At 63.5% G+C, this 18,450-nt stretch carries 17 protein-coding genes and 1 pseudogene; 9 read left to right on the forward strand and 9 right to left on the reverse strand.

Annotation, left to right across the window (positions count from 1 at the left end; genetic code table 11):
* Positions 1 to 45: 45 nt before the first annotated feature.
* Positions 46 to 663, forward strand: a complete 618-nt coding sequence (locus KDB76_RS24180; RefSeq protein ID WP_038410142.1) for a hypothetical protein — start codon at positions 46 to 48, stop codon at positions 661 to 663.
* On the opposite strand, the gene KDB76_RS24185 is transcribed toward KDB76_RS24180, so the two are convergent.
* Positions 648 to 1,580, reverse strand: coding sequence for a MerR family transcriptional regulator (locus KDB76_RS24185; protein WP_024087735.1), 933 nt, complete (start codon positions 1,578 to 1,580; stop codon positions 648 to 650). The genes KDB76_RS24180 and KDB76_RS24185 overlap by 16 nt on opposite strands.
* A 219-nt stretch (positions 1,581 to 1,799) precedes the next feature.
* Between KDB76_RS24185 and KDB76_RS24190 the strand changes: the two are divergent.
* The 4 genes and pseudogenes from KDB76_RS24190 to KDB76_RS24205 all read left to right on the forward strand — a co-directional run bounded on the left by KDB76_RS24190 (position 1,800) and on the right by KDB76_RS24205 (position 3,766).
* Positions 1,800 to 2,355, forward strand: a pseudogene (locus KDB76_RS24190) (antibiotic biosynthesis monooxygenase).
* 33 nt (positions 2,356 to 2,388) lie between these two features.
* Positions 2,389 to 3,126 carry a dihydromonapterin reductase gene (gene folM, locus KDB76_RS24195; RefSeq protein WP_013974200.1) on the forward strand — a complete coding sequence of 246 codons (738 nt, stop codon included), beginning with the start codon at positions 2,389 to 2,391 and terminating at the stop codon, positions 3,124 to 3,126.
* Between the two features lie 9 nt (positions 3,127 to 3,135).
* On the forward strand, positions 3,136 to 3,432 hold the full coding sequence (locus tag KDB76_RS24200; RefSeq protein WP_013974201.1) for a DUF1244 domain-containing protein: 297 nt from the start codon (positions 3,136 to 3,138) through the stop codon (positions 3,430 to 3,432).
* The gene (locus tag KDB76_RS24205; RefSeq protein ID WP_003260709.1) at positions 3,425 to 3,766 is read left to right on the forward strand and encodes a HopJ type III effector protein; all 342 of its coding nucleotides are present in this window, start codon (positions 3,425 to 3,427) and stop codon (positions 3,764 to 3,766) included. The genes KDB76_RS24200 and KDB76_RS24205 overlap by 8 nt, the downstream gene beginning before the upstream one ends.
* Before the next feature lie 44 nt (positions 3,767 to 3,810).
* Here the strand turns inward: KDB76_RS24205 and KDB76_RS24210 are convergent, their stop codons facing one another.
* The 4 genes from KDB76_RS24210 to KDB76_RS24225 all read right to left on the reverse strand — a co-directional run bounded on the left by KDB76_RS24210 (position 3,811) and on the right by KDB76_RS24225 (position 7,138).
* The gene (locus KDB76_RS24210; protein WP_013974202.1) at positions 3,811 to 4,719 is read right to left on the reverse strand and encodes an alpha/beta fold hydrolase; all 909 of its coding nucleotides are present in this window, start codon (positions 4,717 to 4,719) and stop codon (positions 3,811 to 3,813) included.
* A gap of 167 nt (positions 4,720 to 4,886) precedes the next feature.
* Positions 4,887 to 6,098 carry an enoyl-ACP reductase FabV gene (gene fabV, locus KDB76_RS24215; protein WP_013974203.1) on the reverse strand — a complete coding sequence of 404 codons (1,212 nt, stop codon included), beginning with the start codon at positions 6,096 to 6,098 and terminating at the stop codon, positions 4,887 to 4,889.
* A gap of 243 nt (positions 6,099 to 6,341) precedes the next feature.
* Positions 6,342 to 6,875 (reverse strand): cytochrome b/b6 domain-containing protein, encoded by a 534-nt coding sequence (locus tag KDB76_RS24220; protein WP_023661197.1) that lies wholly within the window; start codon positions 6,873 to 6,875, stop codon positions 6,342 to 6,344.
* On the reverse strand, positions 6,872 to 7,138 hold the full coding sequence (locus KDB76_RS24225) for a PepSY domain-containing protein (protein ID WP_024087737.1): 267 nt from the start codon (positions 7,136 to 7,138) through the stop codon (positions 6,872 to 6,874). The genes KDB76_RS24220 and KDB76_RS24225 overlap by 4 nt, the downstream gene beginning before the upstream one ends.
* Before the next feature lie 176 nt (positions 7,139 to 7,314).
* On the opposite strand from KDB76_RS24225, the gene KDB76_RS24230 reads away from it, so the two are divergent.
* Positions 7,315 to 8,493, forward strand: coding sequence for an acetyl-CoA C-acetyltransferase (locus KDB76_RS24230; protein ID WP_013974206.1), 1,179 nt, complete (start codon positions 7,315 to 7,317; stop codon positions 8,491 to 8,493).
* A 136-nt stretch (positions 8,494 to 8,629) separates the two neighbouring features.
* Here the strand turns inward: KDB76_RS24230 and metE are convergent, their stop codons facing one another.
* On the reverse strand, positions 8,630 to 10,921 hold the full coding sequence (gene metE / locus KDB76_RS24235) for a 5-methyltetrahydropteroyltriglutamate--homocysteine S-methyltransferase (RefSeq protein WP_038410144.1): 2,292 nt from the start codon (positions 10,919 to 10,921) through the stop codon (positions 8,630 to 8,632).
* Between the two features lie 315 nt (positions 10,922 to 11,236).
* Between metE and KDB76_RS24240 the strand changes: the two genes are divergently transcribed.
* Positions 11,237 to 12,724 carry a methylenetetrahydrofolate reductase C-terminal domain-containing protein gene (locus KDB76_RS24240; RefSeq protein WP_013974208.1) on the forward strand — a complete coding sequence of 496 codons (1,488 nt, stop codon included), beginning with the start codon at positions 11,237 to 11,239 and terminating at the stop codon, positions 12,722 to 12,724.
* Here KDB76_RS24240 and yjiA read toward each other — a convergent pair.
* From yjiA to KDB76_RS24255, 3 genes are all read right to left on the reverse strand, one after another.
* The gene (yjiA, locus tag KDB76_RS24245; RefSeq protein WP_208209249.1) at positions 12,684 to 13,661 is read right to left on the reverse strand and encodes a GTPase; all 978 of its coding nucleotides are present in this window, start codon (positions 13,659 to 13,661) and stop codon (positions 12,684 to 12,686) included. The genes KDB76_RS24240 and yjiA overlap by 41 nt on opposite strands.
* A 146-nt stretch (positions 13,662 to 13,807) precedes the next feature.
* Positions 13,808 to 14,005 (reverse strand): YbdD/YjiX family protein, encoded by a 198-nt coding sequence (locus KDB76_RS24250; protein ID WP_013974210.1) that lies wholly within the window; start codon positions 14,003 to 14,005, stop codon positions 13,808 to 13,810.
* 13 nt (positions 14,006 to 14,018) lie between these two features.
* Entirely contained in the window at positions 14,019 to 16,085 is a 2,067-nt protein-coding gene (locus tag KDB76_RS24255; RefSeq protein ID WP_024087740.1) for a carbon starvation CstA family protein, read from the reverse strand.
* 178 nt (positions 16,086 to 16,263) lie between these two features.
* Between KDB76_RS24255 and KDB76_RS24260 the strand changes: the two genes are divergently transcribed.
* The gene (locus KDB76_RS24260) at positions 16,264 to 16,626 is read left to right on the forward strand and encodes a PilZ domain-containing protein (RefSeq protein WP_038410145.1); all 363 of its coding nucleotides are present in this window, start codon (positions 16,264 to 16,266) and stop codon (positions 16,624 to 16,626) included.
* 263 nt (positions 16,627 to 16,889) lie between these two features.
* Positions 16,890 to 18,407, forward strand: a complete 1,518-nt coding sequence (locus KDB76_RS24265; RefSeq protein ID WP_013974213.1) for a nucleobase:cation symporter-2 family protein — start codon at positions 16,890 to 16,892, stop codon at positions 18,405 to 18,407.
* Positions 18,408 to 18,450: the final 43 nt, after the last annotated feature.

Genomic DNA, 18,450 nt, shown 5'->3' on the forward strand with positions numbered 1-18,450 from the left:
CACGCACGGTCAATCCCGTTGAAGAAATCGCCATCGAGTTCGATCATGCAAGCAGAAGCGCTCCTGACCCAGGACGAGCTGGATTTCATACAGAACATGCAGCATACGCCGCAGTTGAACCTGGCCGACCCCATGTCGAGCCTGCTGGTCAATGGCGACCATCGCATCCAGAGCTTGCTCACCCGCTTGGTGGCCAACGAGCAGGTAACTCTGCAGGCCCAGTTCAACAACCAGCAAATCAGCTTCCCGCTGCAACTGGTGGAAGACGAGTTCCACGCCCTGCACCTGCAACTGGGCTCACCGGAAATCTACGAGGACGGCCCCATGCTGCGCCCCTGGCGCCTGTCGATGGAGAAGCCGAGCGCACTGCTCGATGCCCATGGGCAGGAAACTGGCCTGTGGGTTCGCGAGATCTCGTTCAAGGGCACATTGCTGGAAGTCCGTGGCCTGCCAGCGGCACCAGCCCACTTCGAATTGCGTTTCGCCCCTGATGGCATCCCCCCCATCGAACTGCATGGCGTGCTGGGCCGGCGCATCGGCCCGGACCTGGCAGCCTACGACCTCAGCCAAAGCCCGGCCGAAGAGATCGAACGCCTGCGCGACTACATCCTCCAGGCCCATCGCCGGGCCCACCCCGAGCTACACACTCAGGTATCGAACTGACCGGCCAGAAACTGCCGCAAACGCTGGCGCATCACGCTACCCTGCGCACCCAGGCAAGCGATCGGGCTGCCAGCCAGGCTGTCCTGTGCCAGTTCCGCCGCTTCACCCGCCAGTAACAACGGGCACTCCAGCCCTGCCACTAGGCGCGTCAGCCGCCGTGTGAGCTCCGCCGTGGGCGGCTGATGGGAAAACAGCACCAGGGCATCCGGTTTCAGGCGTTCGCAGACCAGTGCCAGTTCTGCCAGCGGCTGCCCGCTCGCCAGTGGCGTCACGCCAACTTCATCGCTGCCCAAGGTCAGGCTGGTCACCAGCAAATCCAACTCGTGGCACTGCCCCGGCAATGGCGCCAGCAGCACCATGCGGCTGCGCGGCGCACGGGCGAGTTGCAAGCGGGTATACACCCGGCCACGCAGGAACTGATCGAGGAACAGCCACTCGCTGGCCTGCCCGTAGCCGCCCTGACCGGCCGCCAGGTCATGCCACACCGGCATGAACACTTCACTGAATACCTGGTCCAGGGTGCAGGCGGCAAATACCTCGTCGAACAGGCGGTCCAGGCCGACAAGGTCAAAACGTTGTAACGCCTGGCGAATCTGCTGCTGCCAGCGCCCCCAGGCGCCCGTCGCGCCACCTGCCTGCCCGGCACGGGCATGGTCGCGCGCGAGGATGCTGGCAACCTTGCTTACCGCCACGCCGCGCTCCAGCCAGCCAAGGATGCGGCGGATGTCATCGATGTCGGCCTGGGAATACAGGCGGTGGCCGCTGTCGGTGCGGGTTGGCTGGATCAGACCGTGGCGGCGCTCCCAGGCGCGCAAGGTCACGGCATTGACGCCGGTCAGGCGGGAAACCTCACGGATCGGAAACAGGTCCTGCGCGAGGCCCGCATCGATTACCGGATTCAGTCCCTGTTCGTTCATCTGCACGGGGTTCCCTGTGTGTCCAAGTTGAACACCTAGTCTACTACGGCAATACCAGACGCTGGGGCGCAACCGTTTGCCGGCTTACAGTTGCCGAAGATCGCGGATGGGCGATAATCCGCGCCCGATTCTTGCATGCATGCCTGTGTCGCCCACCACCCCGGGCCACTCAGCCAAAGGGGCCGGCTACCCGCCAGCCCCGTTGCCAGGAGATACACAATGTCTACCCCACCCGTCACCTTGATGGTGTCGCGCCGCCCATGGCCGCTACCAGGACTTGCTGGCCTGGCTGCATGAAGGCGAGCAGCTGGCCACCGACTTCCCCGGCTACCTTGGCTCGGGCATCCTCGCGCCCCCCCACGACAGCGACGAATTCCAGATCATCTTCCGTTTCAGCGACGAGCCTACTCTGCATGCCTGGGAACATTCCGCCTCGCGTCGGGCCTGGTTGCAACGCGGGAACGGGCTCTTCGAACGCCCCAAGGAAGCGCGCGTGAGCGGCATCGACGACTGGTTTGGCACCAACATGGTGCAAAAACCACCACGTTGGAAGCAGGCTGTGGCCATCTGGCTGGCCTTCTTCCCGGTCTCGCTGGTGTTCAACCTGGTGTTCGGCCACTGGCTCGCTGCGCTGGACCTGGTACCACGGGTACTGCTCAGCACCCTGGGCCTGACGCCGGTGATGGTCTACCTGTTCATCCCCCTGTCCACCCGTTTGCTGGCCGGCTGGCTGCATGCGTCCCCCGCCCCTGCCGGCGCCCTGCGCAGCCGCTGAGGCCAGGCCGTACACGCGGTAGACAGTTCGGGTATGCTGGGCGGCAACCAAAGGACAGACAAGTTGACCGCCCCGAACATGAACAGCCCCATTCTCGTTACCGGAGCCAGCCAGCGCGTCGGGCTGGCCCTGGCCCTTGAACTGGCACAGGCCGGCCATACGGTGGTCAGTGCCAGCCGCAGCATCCAGCCACAGGCGGCCCACCCGAACATCGTGCAGTTCCAGGCCGACCTGTGCCAGCTGGCCGATCGACAGGCCCTGATCGACTACTTGCACAACCATTACGACGGCCTGCGCGCGGTCATCCACAACGCCTCGTTGTGGCTCGACGATGGCCTCGACAACCTCGAGACCATGTTCCGCCTTCACGTCGAAGCGCCCTACCACCTCAACCTGGCCTTGGGCGACCTGCTGGCCAAGGTGGAAAAGGCCGACATCATCCACATTTGCGACGAAACCTCTTCGCGCGGCAGCAAAAGCCACATCGGCTACGCCGCGACCAAGGCCGCGTTGCAGAACATGGTGCTGTCGTTCGCCGAAAAATATGCGCCCAAGGTGCGTGTGAACGGTATCCTGCCCGGGCTGCTGATCCTCAAGGAAGGGGGTGACGAAACCTACCGCCAGCAGACCCTGAAAAAGGCCCTGCTGGAGTTCGAACCCGGCGCCGGCCCGCTGATCGAGACGGTAAAGTACCTGCTCGCCAGCCAGTACAGCACCGGCAGCCAGGTGGTCATCAACGGTGGCCGCCACCTGAAGAACCGCATGACCTGAGAGAAGCCCATGACCCCACAGCAACAGCTCGAACTCGAGGCCGCCGCGTTCCGGCGCCTGATCGAACACCTGCAGAAGCGCACCGACGTGCAGAACATCGACCTGATGAACCTGTCCGGTTTCTGCCGCAACTGCCTCTCCAAGTGGTACAAGGCCGCGGCTGACGAGCGCCAGCTCGACCTGAGCCTGGATGACGCCCGCGAAGCGGTGTACGGCATGCCTTACGCCGAGTGGAAAGCCCAATACCAGAAAGAAGCCAGCGCCGACCAACAAGCGGCGTTCGAAAAAGGAAAACCTCGTGACTGACCTGAACACACTGCGCGCCAGCCTGGCCAGCGGCCAACACGTGTTTGCCGACACCCTGGCGTTCATTGCCGACAACTACAGCTACCAGCCACAGGCCTTCGACAATGGCGGCGTGGCGAATGCAGCCGGGCAGAACGAAGGTTCGTGCAAGACCCTGGGCCTGGCGCTGCTGGAAGGGCTGAGCGACCAGGAAGCGCTGCTGGCCTTTGGCGAGCACTACCGTGACGTGGTGGCCACGCCCGAGGGCAGCGACCATGGCAATATCCGGGCGCTGATCAAGCATGGGCTGGCGGGCGTCAAGTTCGCCGAGCTGCCGCTTGCGCGCAAGGCTTGAGATTTTGGGGCCGCTCCGCGGCCCTTTCGCCGGCGCAGACAGCATCAACCCATGATCCTTCCTGGGACCTCACCCGCCAACCCACCCTGCTGCAACCACTGCAAGGCCACCGGCCACAACCTTTCGCGAAAGCGGTCATGGAAGAACGCGAAATGGCCAATTTCATCGACCGAGATATCCACAGGCGCAATACGCAGGTGCTGGCGCTCGGCGCCCTGCAGATAACCCAGCAAACGCTCGGTCGCCGCCACGGTACCAAAGGGGTCATCGGTCAGGCTGATGGCCAGCGTCGCCGCCCGCACCTGGGCGAACGGTAGTGCCTCCAGTGCAAGCCCGCTGGGTCGGTGCTCATAGCGCGGGGTACGGGTGGTCCAATCGTGCACCACGCCGGATGGCGTGTCCTCCAGCCAACCCAGGCGCTTGCCGGGAAAATAACCGAACACGCGGGTGAGCAGCGGCATTACCACATGCCACTTGCAGAACAGCTGCCAACGCTGGTCAGCCGCATAATCACGCCAGTAGGCGAATTGCGCGCCAACCATCACCACCCGGCGAACCTTGCTCGCCGACGGTGCCAGCCCCACTGCGCACCCGCCAAAACTGTGCCCCACCACGTCCACCGGCTGGCCGGGGAAATGTTCTGCGGCATGCACCAGCATGGCTTCGAAATCCAGCCGGCCCCAGTCGCTCCATGATGCCTGGAAGCCACGCAGCGATGCCGGGCGGGATTCGCCGATGCCACGGTAGTCGTATGTCAGCACATCGCAACCTTGGGCGAACAGGTAGTCGGCGAAACGCGAGTAGTAGTGGCAGCGTACCGAAGTGGCAGCGTTGATGATCACCAGCGGGCGCTGGGGGTCAGGTCGGGCGTGGCGCCAGCGGAAACCGCCGAGGCTGTAGCCGTCGGCTGCGGTGTGGCGAAAGGCAGTGGCGGGTTGGGTGAGGCTGCTCATGGCACATTCCCTGTTGTTGTGCGCCAAAGCTAGCAAAGATTTTATAGCCTGTACCGGCCTCTTCGCGGGTAAACCCGCTCCTACAGGTACTCCATTCCCCTCAAGTTAAAAGGGATCCCTGTGGCAGCGGGTTTACCCGCGAAAGGGCCGGTACAGGCCGGCAGCGATTACAGCTCGATGCAGTCGAACTTCACATCGGTAGCCACGTCTTCGTCGTAGTTGACGTCAGCGCGCTCGAAGCCGAACAGGTTGAGGAACTGCTTCTTGTAACCGGCATAGTCGGTCAGCTCGAACAGGTTCTCGGTGGTCACCTGTGGCCACAGCGCCTTGCAAGCGTCCTGCACGTCATCACGCAGTTCCCAGTCGTCCAGGCGCAGGCGGCCCTTCTCGTCGACCTCGGCCGGCGCGCCGTCGGCACGGTACATGCGGTCGCGGTACATGCGGTCCAGCTGGTCCTGGGTGCCTTCGTGAACACCCTTCTCCTGCATGATCTTGAACACCATCGACAGGTACAGCGGCATCACCGGGATGGCCGAGCTGGCCTGGGTAACCACCGACTTCAGCACCGCCACGTTGGCGCCGCCCTTGACTTCATCGGCCAGCTTCTTGTCCAGGCGCAGGGCGGTTTCGTCCAGGTCCTGCTTGGCCTGGCCCAGCGCACCGTGCCAGTAGATCGGCCAGGTGATGTCGCTGCCGATGTAGCTGAAGGCCACGGTGCGGGCGCCTTCGGCCAGCACGTTGGCACCAGCCAGGGCGTCGATCCACAACTGCCAGTCCTGGCCACCCATGACGGTGACGGTGTCGGCGATTTCCTGCTCGGTAGCCGGCTCGATGCTGGCCTCGATGATGGTGTCCTTGTTGGTGTCGATGGCGGTCGACTTGTACGGCTGGCCGATCGGCTTCAGGGCCGAACGCACCAGTTCACCGGTCTGCGGCAGCTTGCGTACTGGCGAGGCCAGCGAGTAGATGACCAGGTCGACCTTGCCGCCCATTTCGTTCTTGATCAGCTCGATGACCTTGGCACGAGCTTCGTCGGAGAAGGCGTCACCATTGATCGATTTGCTGTACAGGCCCTCGGCATTGGCGAACTTGTCGAAGGCTGCAGCGTTGTACCAGCCAGCGGTGCCGGCCTTGGTCTCGGTGCCTGGTTTTTCGAAGAACACGCCCAGGGTGTCGGCCTTGAAGCCGAACGCCGCGGTGATGCGGGCTGCCAGGCCGTAGCCGCTGGAAGCACCGATGACCAGAACCTTCTTCGGGCCATCCTCGCGCACGCCCAGCTTGCGGGTGGCTTCGATCTGGTCACGGACGTTGAGCTCGCAGCCCTTCGGGTGAGTCGTGGTGCAGATGAAACCGCGGACCTTAGGATGAATGATGGCCAATGTCTGTACCTCGTCAGGTTTATGCCGGGGGAAGCGCCGCCATGGGCGATTCCGGTTGATCAGAGGGTGAGACTACCCCCGCAGGTTATCCGACACATATTACGGGGTGATCAAAGGGATTCAAAACCGAGGTTTGCCTCTGCCGGCCTCCTCGCGGGTAAACCTGCCCACAGGGACCGCGCAGATCTTGAGGGCTGCGCAGCAGCTGTGGGAGCAGGTTCAGCCGGGAAGTGGCTGCCAACGTCAATCGCGGTGCCGACGGCGCCCCGTGATCATCGACCACGGCAGGTTTTCCCGCATGCGCACGCTCTCGTAGATGGCCGCCAGCACATGGACGCAAACCAGCACCAGCAGCGCGTTGGCCAGCCAGCTGTGCAGGTCCATCGGCCAGTCGACACCAAACAGTGCGTCCACCTCCTGCGACGCCCACCCGGTAAGGCCCAGGCCGGCGATGCAAGTCAGCATCAGCACCATCACCAGGGCGCCAATCGGCGAATGCCCCATATGATGGTCAAGCCCCCCATGCAGCAGCGCACGGGCATGTCCGACCAGGCTTGCCGGGGATGGCCAGAAATCGGCCCAGCGCGCGCTGCGTGGCCCGACAAAGCCCCAGACCACACGCACCACCACAACGGCCAGTGCGTAGTAGCCCAGCCACTGGTGCCAGTCTTCACCCTCTTCGTTGAAGAAGTAGTTGGCGAAGAACACCACGGCGATAGACCAGTGGCACAGCCGCAGTAGGGGGTCCCACAGCTGTACCGTGCCGTCGCTGTTCAATCGTGGTACTCGGTCTTGACTGCCTTGCCCGTCACTGGGTCATGGTAGATCTCGACCTTCTTGCCATCCTTGTCGAAACCGTAGATCTCGTAGCAGTTACCCTTGGTGACCTTGAACTTGTTGATCTTGTAGCCCTGCTCCTTGAGCTGCGCCTGGAATTTTTCCTGATCCTGCCAGGTGCTTTTGTCAGCGGTGGTGCATTCGGTGGCGGCGAATGCAGCGCTGCTGCCGATCAGGAGGGTCATGGCGATCAATATACGCATGGGCATGTGCTCCCATCCAGATGAGTGTAATAGCGCATCCCTGAGCATAGTTCCGCAGGTCGCTTCGCGCTCATTCATTTGCTTTACACATCAATCGCAAAGAAAAACAAACTTAACAAATGAGCCAAAGCCACCGATGCTTGAGGCATTACGCCCATCGCACGGAGAACAACAACATGAACGACGTGGTGATCGTCGCCGCAACCCGTACCGCCATCGGCAGCTTCCAGGGCGCCTTGGCCACTGTGCCTGCAGTAGACCTCGGTGCCGCCGTGATCAAGCGCCTGCTGGAACAGACCGGGCTGGCCCCGGAGCAGGTCGACGAAGTCATCCTCGGCCAGGTGCTTACCGCCGGTGCCGGGCAGAACCCGGCACGCCAGGCCGCGATCAAGGCCGGCCTGCCCTTCAGCGTGCCGGCAATGACCCTGAACAAGGTCTGCGGCTCGGGCCTGAAGGCACTGCACCTGGCCGCTCAGGCCATTCGCTGCGGTGATGCCGAGGTGGTCATCGCCGGCGGCCAGGAGAACATGAGCCTTGCCCCCTACGTGATGCCGTCGGCCCGCACCGGCCAGCGCATGGGCCATGGCCAGCTGATCGACAGCATGATCAGCGACGGCCTGTGGGATGCCTTCAACGACTACCACATGGGTATCACCGCCGAAAACCTGGTGGACCAGTACGGCCTCAGCCGTGAGCAGCAGGATGCCTTCGCCGCCGAGTCGCAGCGCAAGGCGGTGGCGGCGATGGAAGCCGGCCGCTTCGATGATGAAATCACCCCGATCGTGCTGCCGCAGAAGAAGGGAGAACCCAAGGTGTTCGCGCGGGACGAACAGCCACGCCCGGATACCACCACTGAATCCCTGAGCAAACTTCGCCCGGCGTTCAAGAAGGACGGCAGCGTCACCGCTGGCAACGCCTCGAGCCTGAATGACGGTGCCGCCGCCGTACTGCTGATGAGCGCCGCCAAGGCAAAGGCTCTGGGCCTGCCGGTGCTGGCCAGGATCGCGGCTTACGCCAGTGCCGGTGTAGATCCGGCGATCATGGGCATCGGCCCGGTGTCGGCCACCCAGCGCTGCCTGGACAAGGCCGGCTGGCAACTGGCCGAGCTGGACCTGATCGAAGCCAATGAAGCCTTTGCCGCGCAGGCGCTGGCCGTGGGCAAGGCGCTGGAATGGGATGCCACGCGGGTCAACGTGAATGGCGGGGCGATTGCCCTTGGCCACCCGATTGGTGCGTCCGGGTGCCGGGTGCTGGTGACCCTGCTGCACGAGATGATCAAGCGGGACGCCAGGAAAGGCCTGGCAACCCTGTGCATTGGTGGCGGGCAAGGCGTGGCCCTGGCAATCGAGCGGTGATCACAGATTGAATTGAACAGGCCTGGCCCTTTCGCGGGTAAACCCGCTCCCACAGGAACCCCACTGAAGCTGAATCCAGTGGGGACCCTGTGGGAGCGGGTTTACCCGCGAAAGGGCCGGTACAGCCAGCGAAAAATCAGGCAGTGGCACGCAGCTCGCGGGCAGCTGCGACCATGTTCACCAGCGCTGCCTCGGTCTCCGGCCAGCCGCGGGTCTTCAGCCCGCAATCCGGGTTGACCCACAGGCGCTCGGCCGGGATACGCTGGGCAGCCTTGTGCAGCAGCTTGACCATTTCCTCACGGGTCGGCACCCGTGGCGAGTGAATGTCATACACACCCGGGCCGATCTCGTTGGGGTAGGCGAACCGTTCGAAAGCCGCCAGCAGCTCCATGTCGGAGCGCGAGGTCTCGATGGTGATCACATCGGCATCCATCGCCGCGATCGACTCGATCACGTCGTTGAACTCGCTGTAGCACATGTGGGTGTGAATCTGGGTTTCGTCACGCACCCCCGAGGCACACAGGCGGAAGGCCTCGGTGGCCCACTCCAGGTAATGGGCCCAGGCGCCGTGGCGTAGCGGCAAGCCTTCACGGAACGCCGCTTCGTCGATCTGCACGATCCTGATACCCGCCGCTTCCAGGTCGACCACTTCGTCGCGGATCGCCAGCGCCAGCTGGCGCGCCTGCACTTCGCGGCTCACGTCTTCACGCGGGAACGACCACATCAGCATGGTCACCGGGCCGGTCAGCATGCCCTTCATCACCTTGCTGGTCAGGCCCTGGGCATAAGTGATCCACTCCACGGTCATGGCCTTCGGCCGGCTCAGGTCGCCAACGATCACCGCAGGCTTCACACATCGCGAACCATAGCTCTGCACCCAACCGAAGCGGGTGAATACATAGCCATCGATCTGCTCGGCGAAGTACTCGACCATGTCGTTGCGCTCGGCCTCGCCGTGCACCAGCACATCCAGGCCCAGGTCCTCCTGGATTTTCACCGCATGGCGGATCTCGCTGTGCATGGCCTCGACGTAATCGGCCTCGGTCAGCTTGCCCTGCCTGTAGGCCTGGCGTGCCAGGCGAATCGCCGAGGTCTGCGGGAACGAACCGATGGTGGTGGTCGGGAACGCCGGCAGGTCGAGCCCCGCACGTTGCTTGACGATACGTTGGGCAAAGGCTGATTTTCGCTGGCTGTCAGCGGGCTTGATGGCTGCCAGCCGGGCCTGCACGCCAGGCTTGTGAGTACGCGGCGAAGCGGCGCGGCTGGCCTGCACGGCCTGGCTCTGGGCCAATGCGGCGGCCACGTCGGCGGCGTGCGGGGCATTGATGGCCTTGGCCAGCAGCGCAACTTCCTGGCACTTCTGCACGGCGAAGGCCAGCCAGCTGTGCAGTTCGGCATCGAGCTGGTCTTCACGGTCCAGGTCCACCGGGCTGTGCAGCAGCGAGCAGGACGGCGCCACCCACAGCCGCTCTCCCAGGCGCTCATGGGCATGGCGCAGTACCTCCAGCGCCTTTTCCAGGTCGCAGCGCCAGACGTTGCGGCCGTTGACCAGGCCCAGCGACAGCACCTTGTAGGCCGGCAGGCGGTCGAGGATGGTCGGGTACTGCTCGGGCGCCCGCACCAGGTCGATGTGCAGGCCATCGACTGGAAGGTTGGCGGCCAGGCCCAGGTTGTCTTCCAGGCCGCCGAAGTAGGTGGCGATCAGCTTCTTCAGTGGCGCCCGCTGAAGGATGTTGTAGACGCGCTCGTAGGCATTCTTCCAGTCCTGAGGCAGGTCCAGGGCCAGGATCGGCTCATCGATCTGCACCCATTCCACGCCTTGGGCAGCCAGGCGGTTGAGGATCTGGTCATACAGCGGCAGCAGGCGGTCGAGCAGCTCCAGCTTGTCGAAATCGCCACCTTTGGTCTTGCCCAGCCACAGGTAGGTCAGCGGGCCGATTACCACCGGTTTGACCGCATGGCCCAGGGCCTGGGCTTCTGCCACTTCTTCGAACAGTTGCTCCCAGCTCAGGGCAAACTGTTGGTCGACAGTGAATTCGGGGACCAGGTAGTGGTAGTTGGTGTCGAACCACTTGGTCATTTCCTGGGCGTGCGCGCCGCCGCAGCAATTGTCACCCACGGCGCCACGGGCCATGGCGAACAGGGTCTGGAGAGTGGGCCTGGCAGCGTCGTGGCTGCGGAAGCGCTGCGGGATCACGCCGAATGTCAGCGAGTGGGTGAGCACCTGGTCGTACCAGGCGAAGTCGCCAACCGGCAGCAGTTCGATGCCGGCGTCTTTCTGCACCTGCCAGTGGCGGGCACGCAGCTCGCGGCCGACGGCGCGCAGGCCGGCTTCGTCGAGTTCGCCCTTCCAGAAGGCTTCCTGGGCCTTTTTCAGCTCGCGGTCGCGGCCGATACGTGGAAAGCCCAGGTTGTGTGCCAGTGCCATGTCTTGTCCCTCAGCATGCATAAATGAATGAGGGGATTTTCCCGGCGCCGGCATCTTGAGACAAACTCATTAAATTTGAGATGAACTCAAGATTTTCTCATGTTTGTGAATTTGTACTGCCTGTACTGGCCCTTTCGCGGCTAAAGCCGCTCCTACAGGTACCGCGCCACCCTGTGGGAGCGGCTTTAGCCGCGAAAGGGCCGGCACAGGCAAACCCGGATGTCTCATTCAGAGCACCACCCTGCGCATCCGGACATGACCGCACCCGCCTTCTGCCGCACAATGCCAGCCTGACCAAACCAGGTACCCGGCCCCATGAGCCTGCTGAAAACCGCGCTGCGCGAAAACACCTTCGTCTGCGTCATGGAGTTCGTCCCCAAGCCCTCCACAGAACGCTTCGCCGCCATGGACGCGATCCTGGCCCGTGCGCACCTGTGCGGCTGGCCGATGACCGTGGCAATCGGCGACCGCGTCGGCAGCCCGCTGGACATGTCGCCACTGGACGCCCTCGCCTCGTTCAGCAACCCGGTACCCGCCCTGCCGCACTTCTCCGGCAAGGATCGCGAACGCCACCACCTGCTCGCCCAACTGCAACGCATGGATGCCGCCGGCCTCGACCAACTGTTGCTGCTTACCGGCGACCGCCTGCCCGGCCACCAGCCCGGCCAGCGCCCGGTACGCTACCTGGAATCGGTCGCAGCCCTGCAGATCGCCCGCCAGGCCTGCCCGCACTGGCTGCTTGGCGCGGCGCTCAACCCGTTCAAGTACTGCGAGGAAGAAGGCGGCGCCCAATACTTCAAGGCCGAGAAAAAACTGGCGGCGGGCGCCGACTTTCTCACCCTGCAACTGGGTTTCGATGCCGGCAAACACCAGGAAGCCATGCACTGGATGAGCTGCCAGGCCACGCCCAGGCCGATGCTGGCTTGCCTGATGAGCCTCACCCACGGGCGTGCGACGATGCTCGAGCACGTGGCCGGCGTGACCGTCACGCCGTCCATGCGCGACATGCTGGAAGCGGAAGCGGCGCAGTCCAAGGCCTTTGCCCTGGCGCGCAGCGTCGACCGCCTGGCCTTGCAGATCATCGGCGTGAAGCTGATGGGCTACGCCGGCGTGCATCTGTCGGGGGTTCATGAACTCAAGCAACTGCTGGCCCTGGAGGCACGCATCGAGCACTGGCAGGCGCAAATCCACACACTGGAACAATGGGCGCCGGCCTGGCAGGCCAGCTGGCAGATGCCCGGCCTGCCGGCAGTCAGCTTCCATCCGCCGCAGGCAAGCTGGCGCCAGGGCGAGTCACGAGTCGATGCCTCGTTCAAGGAGAAAGCGCGCTATCACCTGATGCACGGCATGCATTCGCTGCTGTTCAGCCGCCGCAATAGCCTGAGCAAGGCATTTGGCTGGGCCGTACGCCAACCGATGTGGGCTACCCGCCTTGGCGCACAGGTGCTGCACAAGGTGGAACACGCGGTGAAGCACCCGCTGGTAGGCTGCGACACCTGTGGCCGCTGCCGCCTGGAAGACACCCTGTACATCTGCCCGGAAACCTGCCCCAAGGGCCTGGCCAACGGCCCCTGCGGCGGCACCGCGCTGAACCGCTGCGAGTTCGGCGACCGCGAATGCATCCACAGCGTCAAGTACCGCACCGCCAAGGCGGTGCGGCAGACGGCGCTGCTGACCGAGCGCCTGATCCCGTGCATCGAGCTCGAGACACGCCACCGCAGCTCATGGCCGCAGTGGTTCCAGGCCCAGACGCCGCGTCAGCTCAGCCCGCAGCCAGCGCCTCGAACCCAGCCCGAATCGTAGCTTCGGGCAATTCGTCAGCGATGAACACCATCACGCTCTCGCGAGTTTCACCCTCGGCCCACTCGGCGTCCCAGTCGAAGCCATAGAGCTTGAGCACACCCTGGAACACCAGCTTGCGCGCTTCACCGGCAATGTTCAGCACGCCCTTGTAGCGCAGCAGCTGCTTGCCGTGGGTTTCCAGCAGTTCGTTCATGAAGTCGCTGAGGCGGTCGATGTCCAGCGCGCTTTCCGTGCGCAGCACCAAGGTGGAGATCCGGTCCGGGGTAGCGGGCTTGAGCAGCGGGCGTAGCGCTGGCTTCAGGTTCGCGCCCAGATCGGGGTTGAGGTTGAAACCACGCACATCCAGCAGCTCGGCCAGGTCGATGCGACCATGCTCGACCACGCGGATCGCCGCCCTGCCATTGATGCGGGCCAGGCGCTCGCGCAGGGCCTCGACCGCAGCGGGCTCGACCAGCTCGGTCTTGCTCAGCAGCAGGCGATCGGCAAAGCCGACCTGGGCCTGGGCGATGGTCTGGGTCAGGTGCAGCTCGGCGTGGGCGGCATCGACCAGGGTGATGATGCCGTCGAGGATGTAGCGCTCACGCAACTCTTCGTCGATGAAGAAGGTTTGGGCCACCGGCGCCGGGTCGGCCAGGCCGGTGCATTCGATTACCAGGCGGTCGAAGGCGATCTCGCCGGCATCCAGGCGTTCGAGCAGCAGGTACAAGGCGCGGGTCAGGTCGCCGTGGATGCTGCAGCACACGCAGCCATTGGCCAGGGTCATCACCTGCACCGGCTCGTCGCCCAGCAGCTGGCTGTCGATGCCGGCCTCGCTGAATTCGTTTTCGATCACGGCGATCTTCAGGCCGTGCTCGGCCTTGAGCATGTGCTTGAGCAAGGTAGTCTTGCCGGCACCGAGGAAGCCAGTGAGTACGGTTACGGGGATAGGCGTCTGCACGCAGAACATCTCCTGTGCGGAAAAAACACTGGTCTCATCGCCGGCAAGCCAGCTCCCACAGGTACCGCACAGACCTTTAGGGCTGTGGAGTACCTGTGGGAGCTGGCTTGCCGGCGATGAGGCCGGGACAGGTTAACGCTTGAGGCTCAACAGCACTTGGGCCCGGACTTGCCGCCGTAACGCGCTTCCTGGCGTTCGCGGAAGAACTCCTCGTACGTCATGACCGGCTTGTCCGGGTGCTTGGTCTGCATGTGCTCGACGTAGTTGTCGTAGTCGGGCATGCCGACCATCAGGCGGGCTGCCTGCCCCAGGTATTTACCCAGTCGACCCAGGTCGTTGAACATCGCAGCAGTCCTCTCAAGCGTCAGGCAGGGCCTGGAACGGGGTTTCCTTGTCGGTGCGCTCCTTGCGGCCGAGGGCGGCGAAGCCGACCTTGACAGCGAAGAACAGCACGCTGAACACCACCACCAGGAACAGCACGGTCAGGCCGGCGTTGGTGTAGGCATTGAAGATCACGTGCTGCATCTGCCCGATGTCCTTGGCCGGGGCCAGTACCTGGCCGGCGTCCAGTGCGGTGCTGTACTTCTTGGCCAGGGCCAGGAAGCCGACTGCCGGGTTCGGGTCGAACAGCTTGATCAGGCCTGCGGTGGTGGTGCAGATCAGCAGCCACACGGCCGGCAGCAGGGTGACCCAGACGTAGCGCTGGCGCTTCATCTTGATCAGCACCACGGTGCCGAGCATCAGGGCGATACCCGCCAGCATCTGGTTGGAAATGCCGAACAGCGGCCACAGGGTATTGATACCACCCAGCGGGTCGATCACGCCCTGGTACAGCAGGTAGCCCCACAGGGCCACGCAGCCGGCAGTACCGATCAGGTTGGCAGTCCACGACTCGGTGCGCTTGAGCGCCGGCACGAAGCTGCCCAGCAGGTCCTGCAGCATGAAGCGCCCGGCACGGGTGCCGGCGTCCACTGCGGTGAGGATGAACAGCGCCTCGAACAGGATCGCGAAGTGGTACCAGAAGGCCATGGTGTTTTCACCCGGCAGCACCTGGTGCAGGATCTGCGCGATACCCACGGCCAGGGTCGGCGCACCACCGGCACGAGCCAGCACGGTGTGCTCGCCAATGTCGCGGGCAGTGGCCTCGAGTTGCTCAGGGGTGATCAGGAAGCCCCAGCTGCTGACCGTCTGCGCCACCGACGCCACATCGGCTCCGACCACCGCGGCCGGGCTGTTCATGGCGAAGTACACGCCTGGTTCGATCACCGAGGCGGCGACCATGGCCATGATGGCAACGAACGACTCCATCAGCATGCCGCCGTACCCGATGTAGCGAGCGTTGGTTTCGTTGTCCAGCAGCTTTGGCGTGGTCCCTGAGGAGATCAACGCGTGGAAGCCGGACACCGCACCACAGGCGATGGTGATGAACAGGAACGGGAACAGGGTGCCCTTCCACACCGGGCCAGTGCCGTCGGTGAACTGGGTCAGCGCCGGCATCTTCAGCTCGGGCGCGATGATCAGGATACCGATGGCCAGGCCGACGATGGTGCCGATCTTGAGGAAGGTCGAAAGGTAGTCACGTGGCGCAAGTACCAGCCATACAGGCAGTACCGCGGCGACGAAACCGTAGCCCACCAGCATCCAGGTGATCTGCACACCGGTAAAGGTAAACGCCGGGCCCCAGGTCGGGTCTGCGGCAATCTGGCCCCCCAGCCAGATCGAAGCCAGCAGCAGCACCACGCCGATGACCGATATCTCACCGATATGGCCCGGACGGATGTAGCGCATGTAGATGCCCATGAACATCGCGATCGGGATGGTCGCCATCACCGTGAACATGCCCCAAGGGCTTTCGGCCAGGGCCTTGACCACGATCAATGCCAGCACCGCAAGGATGATGATCATGATCAGGAAGCAACCGAACAGCGCGATGGTGCCTGGAATGCGGCCCATCTCCTCGCGCACCATGTCGCCCAGCGAGCGGCCGTTGCGGCGGGTGGACAGGAACAGGACCATGAAGTCCTGCACCGCACCGGCCAGCACCACGCCGGCGATCAGCCACAGCGTGCCGGGCAGGTAGCCCATCTGCGCGGCGAGTACCGGGCCGACCAAGGGGCCTGCGCCAGCGATGGCGGCGAAATGGTGACCGAAGAGGATGTGTTTGTTGGTCGGGACGTAGTCCAGGCCGTCGTTGTTGAGCACCGCCGGGGTGGCACGGCGAGGGTCGAGCTGCATCACCTTGGTGGCGATGAACAGGCTGTAGTAACGATAGGCGACCAGGTAGATGGCCACTGCCGCGACCACGATCCACAAGGCATTGATCGCCTCGCCGCGACGCAGGGCAACCACACCCAGCGCACAGGCTCCTATGACTGCCAGCGCCAGCCACGGAATGTGGCGTAGCAGGCTATTATTGTTGTTCATGGTTTGCTTCCAGCTGGTGGATTGGAAAAGACCGCCCATCGAGTCTAGGGCGAGTCATCGCGCATTGCCACACTTGCTTTGGTCTAGAGCCTCTGCGGCCAGATTGCGGTACCTGATGTACATACCACTCTAACTATAGTCAGGATGTCACCTGAGGACCTATGCGAGGATCTAACCCATGAGCGACCACGACGAACGCCGCCGTTTTCAGCGCATCGATTTCGACGCCCCCACCGAGCTGCGCCAGGGCCTGCGACGCTGGCCTGCGAAGCTGCTGGACCTTTCACTCAAGGGTTTGCTGATCGAACGACCGGCCAATTGGGATGTCGACCTGACCCAGGACTTCGATGCCATCATTCACCTGGGCCCCGATGCACGCGTGCAGATGCAGGTTGAACTGCGTCATGAGGAACCAGACCGCCTGGGTTTCATCTGCTTGTACATCGACCTCGATTCGATGAGCCATCTGCACCGTCTTGTGGAATGGAACGTGGCCGACAGCACCGAAATGATGCGTGAGCTGCGCGAACTGATCGAATAATGAAATCTCTTAGCTAGCTAATCGCTTCCCCACCTTTTGTTTCCTGTCTACCCAGACAGCTTTAAGCCTGGGTAGCAGCGTTTTGTACACACCCCTCTAGCACAGCCTCTGACAGGTTGGTACGCCTTCTGCATTGAGTTCCCGCACACCTTGCGGGCGCTCTTGTGCGCGCTCCGATCAAAATATTGTATACAATTCTTGTGGCAATCATTTGTAGGAAGTGTCTACAGTAGCACCACAACAATAAACAGAGAGCCTGCTCCATGACTACGTCCCCTAGCACGTCTCCCGCCAAGCGCCCCGAGGATGAAAACCTCGGCCTTGGTGCCAACCTGGCCTATGGTCTGCAGCATGTGCTGACCATGTACGGGGGGATCGTCGCGGTACCCCTGATCCTGGGGCAGGCCGCGGGCCTGAACGGTGCCGAAATCGGCATGCTGATCGCCGCTTCGTTGTTTGCCGGTGGCCTGGCCACCCTGCTGCAAACCCTCGGTCTGCCGTTCTTCGGCTGCCAGTTGCCGCTGGTGCAGGGCGTTTCGTTCGCCGGTGTGGCAACCATGGGTGCAATCCTCAGCAGCGAGGGCGGCGGTGGCCTGCCGGGCGTGCTCGGTGCGGTCATGGCAGCATCGCTGATCGGCTTTCTGATCACCCCGGTGTTCTCGCGCATCACCAAGTTCTTCCCGCCGCTGGTGACCGGCATCGTCATCACCACCATCGGCCTGACCCTGATGCCCGTGGCCGCTCGCTGGGTGATGGGTGGCAACAGCGCCTCACCGGAATTCGGCAGCGTGGCCAACATCGGCCTGGCGGCCCTGACCTTCGCCATCGTGCTGCTGCTGAGCAAGCTGGGCAGCGCGGCGATTTCACGCCTGTCGATCCTGCTGGCCATGGTGGTCGGCACCCTGATCGCCTGGGCGCTGGGCATGGCCGACTTCAGCAAGGTCACAGAGGGCCCGATGTTCGCCTTCCCCACGCCGTTCCATTTCGGCATGCCGGAATTCCACATCGCCGCGATCCTGTCGATGTGCATCGTGATCATGGTGACCTTGGTGGAAACCTCGGCCGATATCCTCGCCGTGGGTGAGATCATCGACACCAAGGTCGACTCCAAACGCCTGGGCAATGGCCTGCGCGCCGACATGGCATCGAGCATCCTGGCGCCAATCTTCGGCTCGTTCACCCAGAGCGCGTTCGCCCAGAACGTCGGCCTGGTAGCCGTGACCGGGGTCAAGAGCCGCTACGTGGTGGCCACCGGTGGCTTGATCCTGGTGGTGCTAGGCCTGCTGCCGATCATGGGCCGGGTGATTGCCGCAGTCCCTACTCCGGTACTGGGTGGCGCGGGCATCGTGCTGTTCGGCACCGTGGCTGCCAGCGGTATCCGCACCCTGTCCAAGGTCAGCTACAAGAACAACGTCAACCTGATCATCGTCGCTGCCTCGCTGGGCTTCGGCATGATCCCGATTGCCGCACCGACCTTCTACCACCACTTCCCGAACTGGTTCGAGACCATCTTCCACTCGGGCATCAGCTCGGCGGCGATCATGGCCATCCTGCTGAACCTGATCTTCAACCACTTCACCGCCGGCAACTCGGACCAGCAGTCGGTGTTTGCCGCCGCGTACGAGCGCACCATCCAGTACTCGGACATTTCAGCGCTGCGTGATGGCGACTACTTCAAGGATGGCAAGCTGTTCGATGCCGAGGGTAATGAGGTGCCGATGCTGGAACTGGACGAGCATGGCAATGAAACGGTCAGGCGCAGTGCGGTTGCCGAGCATTGACCGCTGACTGAGCGGTGAGGTGGGGGGCCGATGCGCATCGTCG

Source organism: Pseudomonas sp. JS425 (assembly GCF_018223845.1).
Taxonomy (GTDB): Bacteria; Pseudomonadota; Gammaproteobacteria; order Pseudomonadales; family Pseudomonadaceae; genus Aquipseudomonas; species Aquipseudomonas asiatica.

What these genes read in the sequence shown, in the direction of transcription:
- KDB76_RS24180 (WP_038410142.1), top strand. Translation starts at nt 46, where the DNA reads ATGCAAGCAGAAGCGCTCCTGACCCAGGACGAGCTGGATTTCATACAG.
- KDB76_RS24200 (WP_013974201.1), top strand. Translation starts at nt 3,136, where the DNA reads ATGACCCCACAGCAACAGCTCGAACTCGAGGCCGCCGCGTTCCGGCGC.
- KDB76_RS24255 (WP_024087740.1), bottom strand. Translation starts at nt 16,085, where the DNA reads ATGAACAACAATAATAGCCTGCTACGCCACATTCCGTGGCTGGCGCTG.
- KDB76_RS24260 (WP_038410145.1), top strand. Translation starts at nt 16,264, where the DNA reads ATGAGCGACCACGACGAACGCCGCCGTTTTCAGCGCATCGATTTCGAC.
- KDB76_RS24225 (WP_024087737.1), bottom strand. Translation starts at nt 7,138, where the DNA reads ATGCGTATATTGATCGCCATGACCCTCCTGATCGGCAGCAGCGCTGCA.
- KDB76_RS24250 (WP_013974210.1), bottom strand. Translation starts at nt 14,005, where the DNA reads ATGTTCAACGACCTGGGTCGACTGGGTAAATACCTGGGGCAGGCAGCC.
- folM (WP_013974200.1), top strand. Translation starts at nt 2,389, where the DNA reads ATGCTGGGCGGCAACCAAAGGACAGACAAGTTGACCGCCCCGAACATG.
- metE (WP_038410144.1), bottom strand. Translation starts at nt 10,921, where the DNA reads ATGGCACTGGCACACAACCTGGGCTTTCCACGTATCGGCCGCGACCGC.
- KDB76_RS24265 (WP_013974213.1), top strand. Translation starts at nt 16,890, where the DNA reads ATGACTACGTCCCCTAGCACGTCTCCCGCCAAGCGCCCCGAGGATGAA.
- KDB76_RS24185 (WP_024087735.1), bottom strand. Translation starts at nt 1,580, where the DNA reads ATGAACGAACAGGGACTGAATCCGGTAATCGATGCGGGCCTCGCGCAG.
- KDB76_RS24230 (WP_013974206.1), top strand. Translation starts at nt 7,315, where the DNA reads ATGAACGACGTGGTGATCGTCGCCGCAACCCGTACCGCCATCGGCAGC.
- KDB76_RS24240 (WP_013974208.1), top strand. Translation starts at nt 11,237, where the DNA reads ATGAGCCTGCTGAAAACCGCGCTGCGCGAAAACACCTTCGTCTGCGTC.
- KDB76_RS24210 (WP_013974202.1), bottom strand. Translation starts at nt 4,719, where the DNA reads ATGAGCAGCCTCACCCAACCCGCCACTGCCTTTCGCCACACCGCAGCC.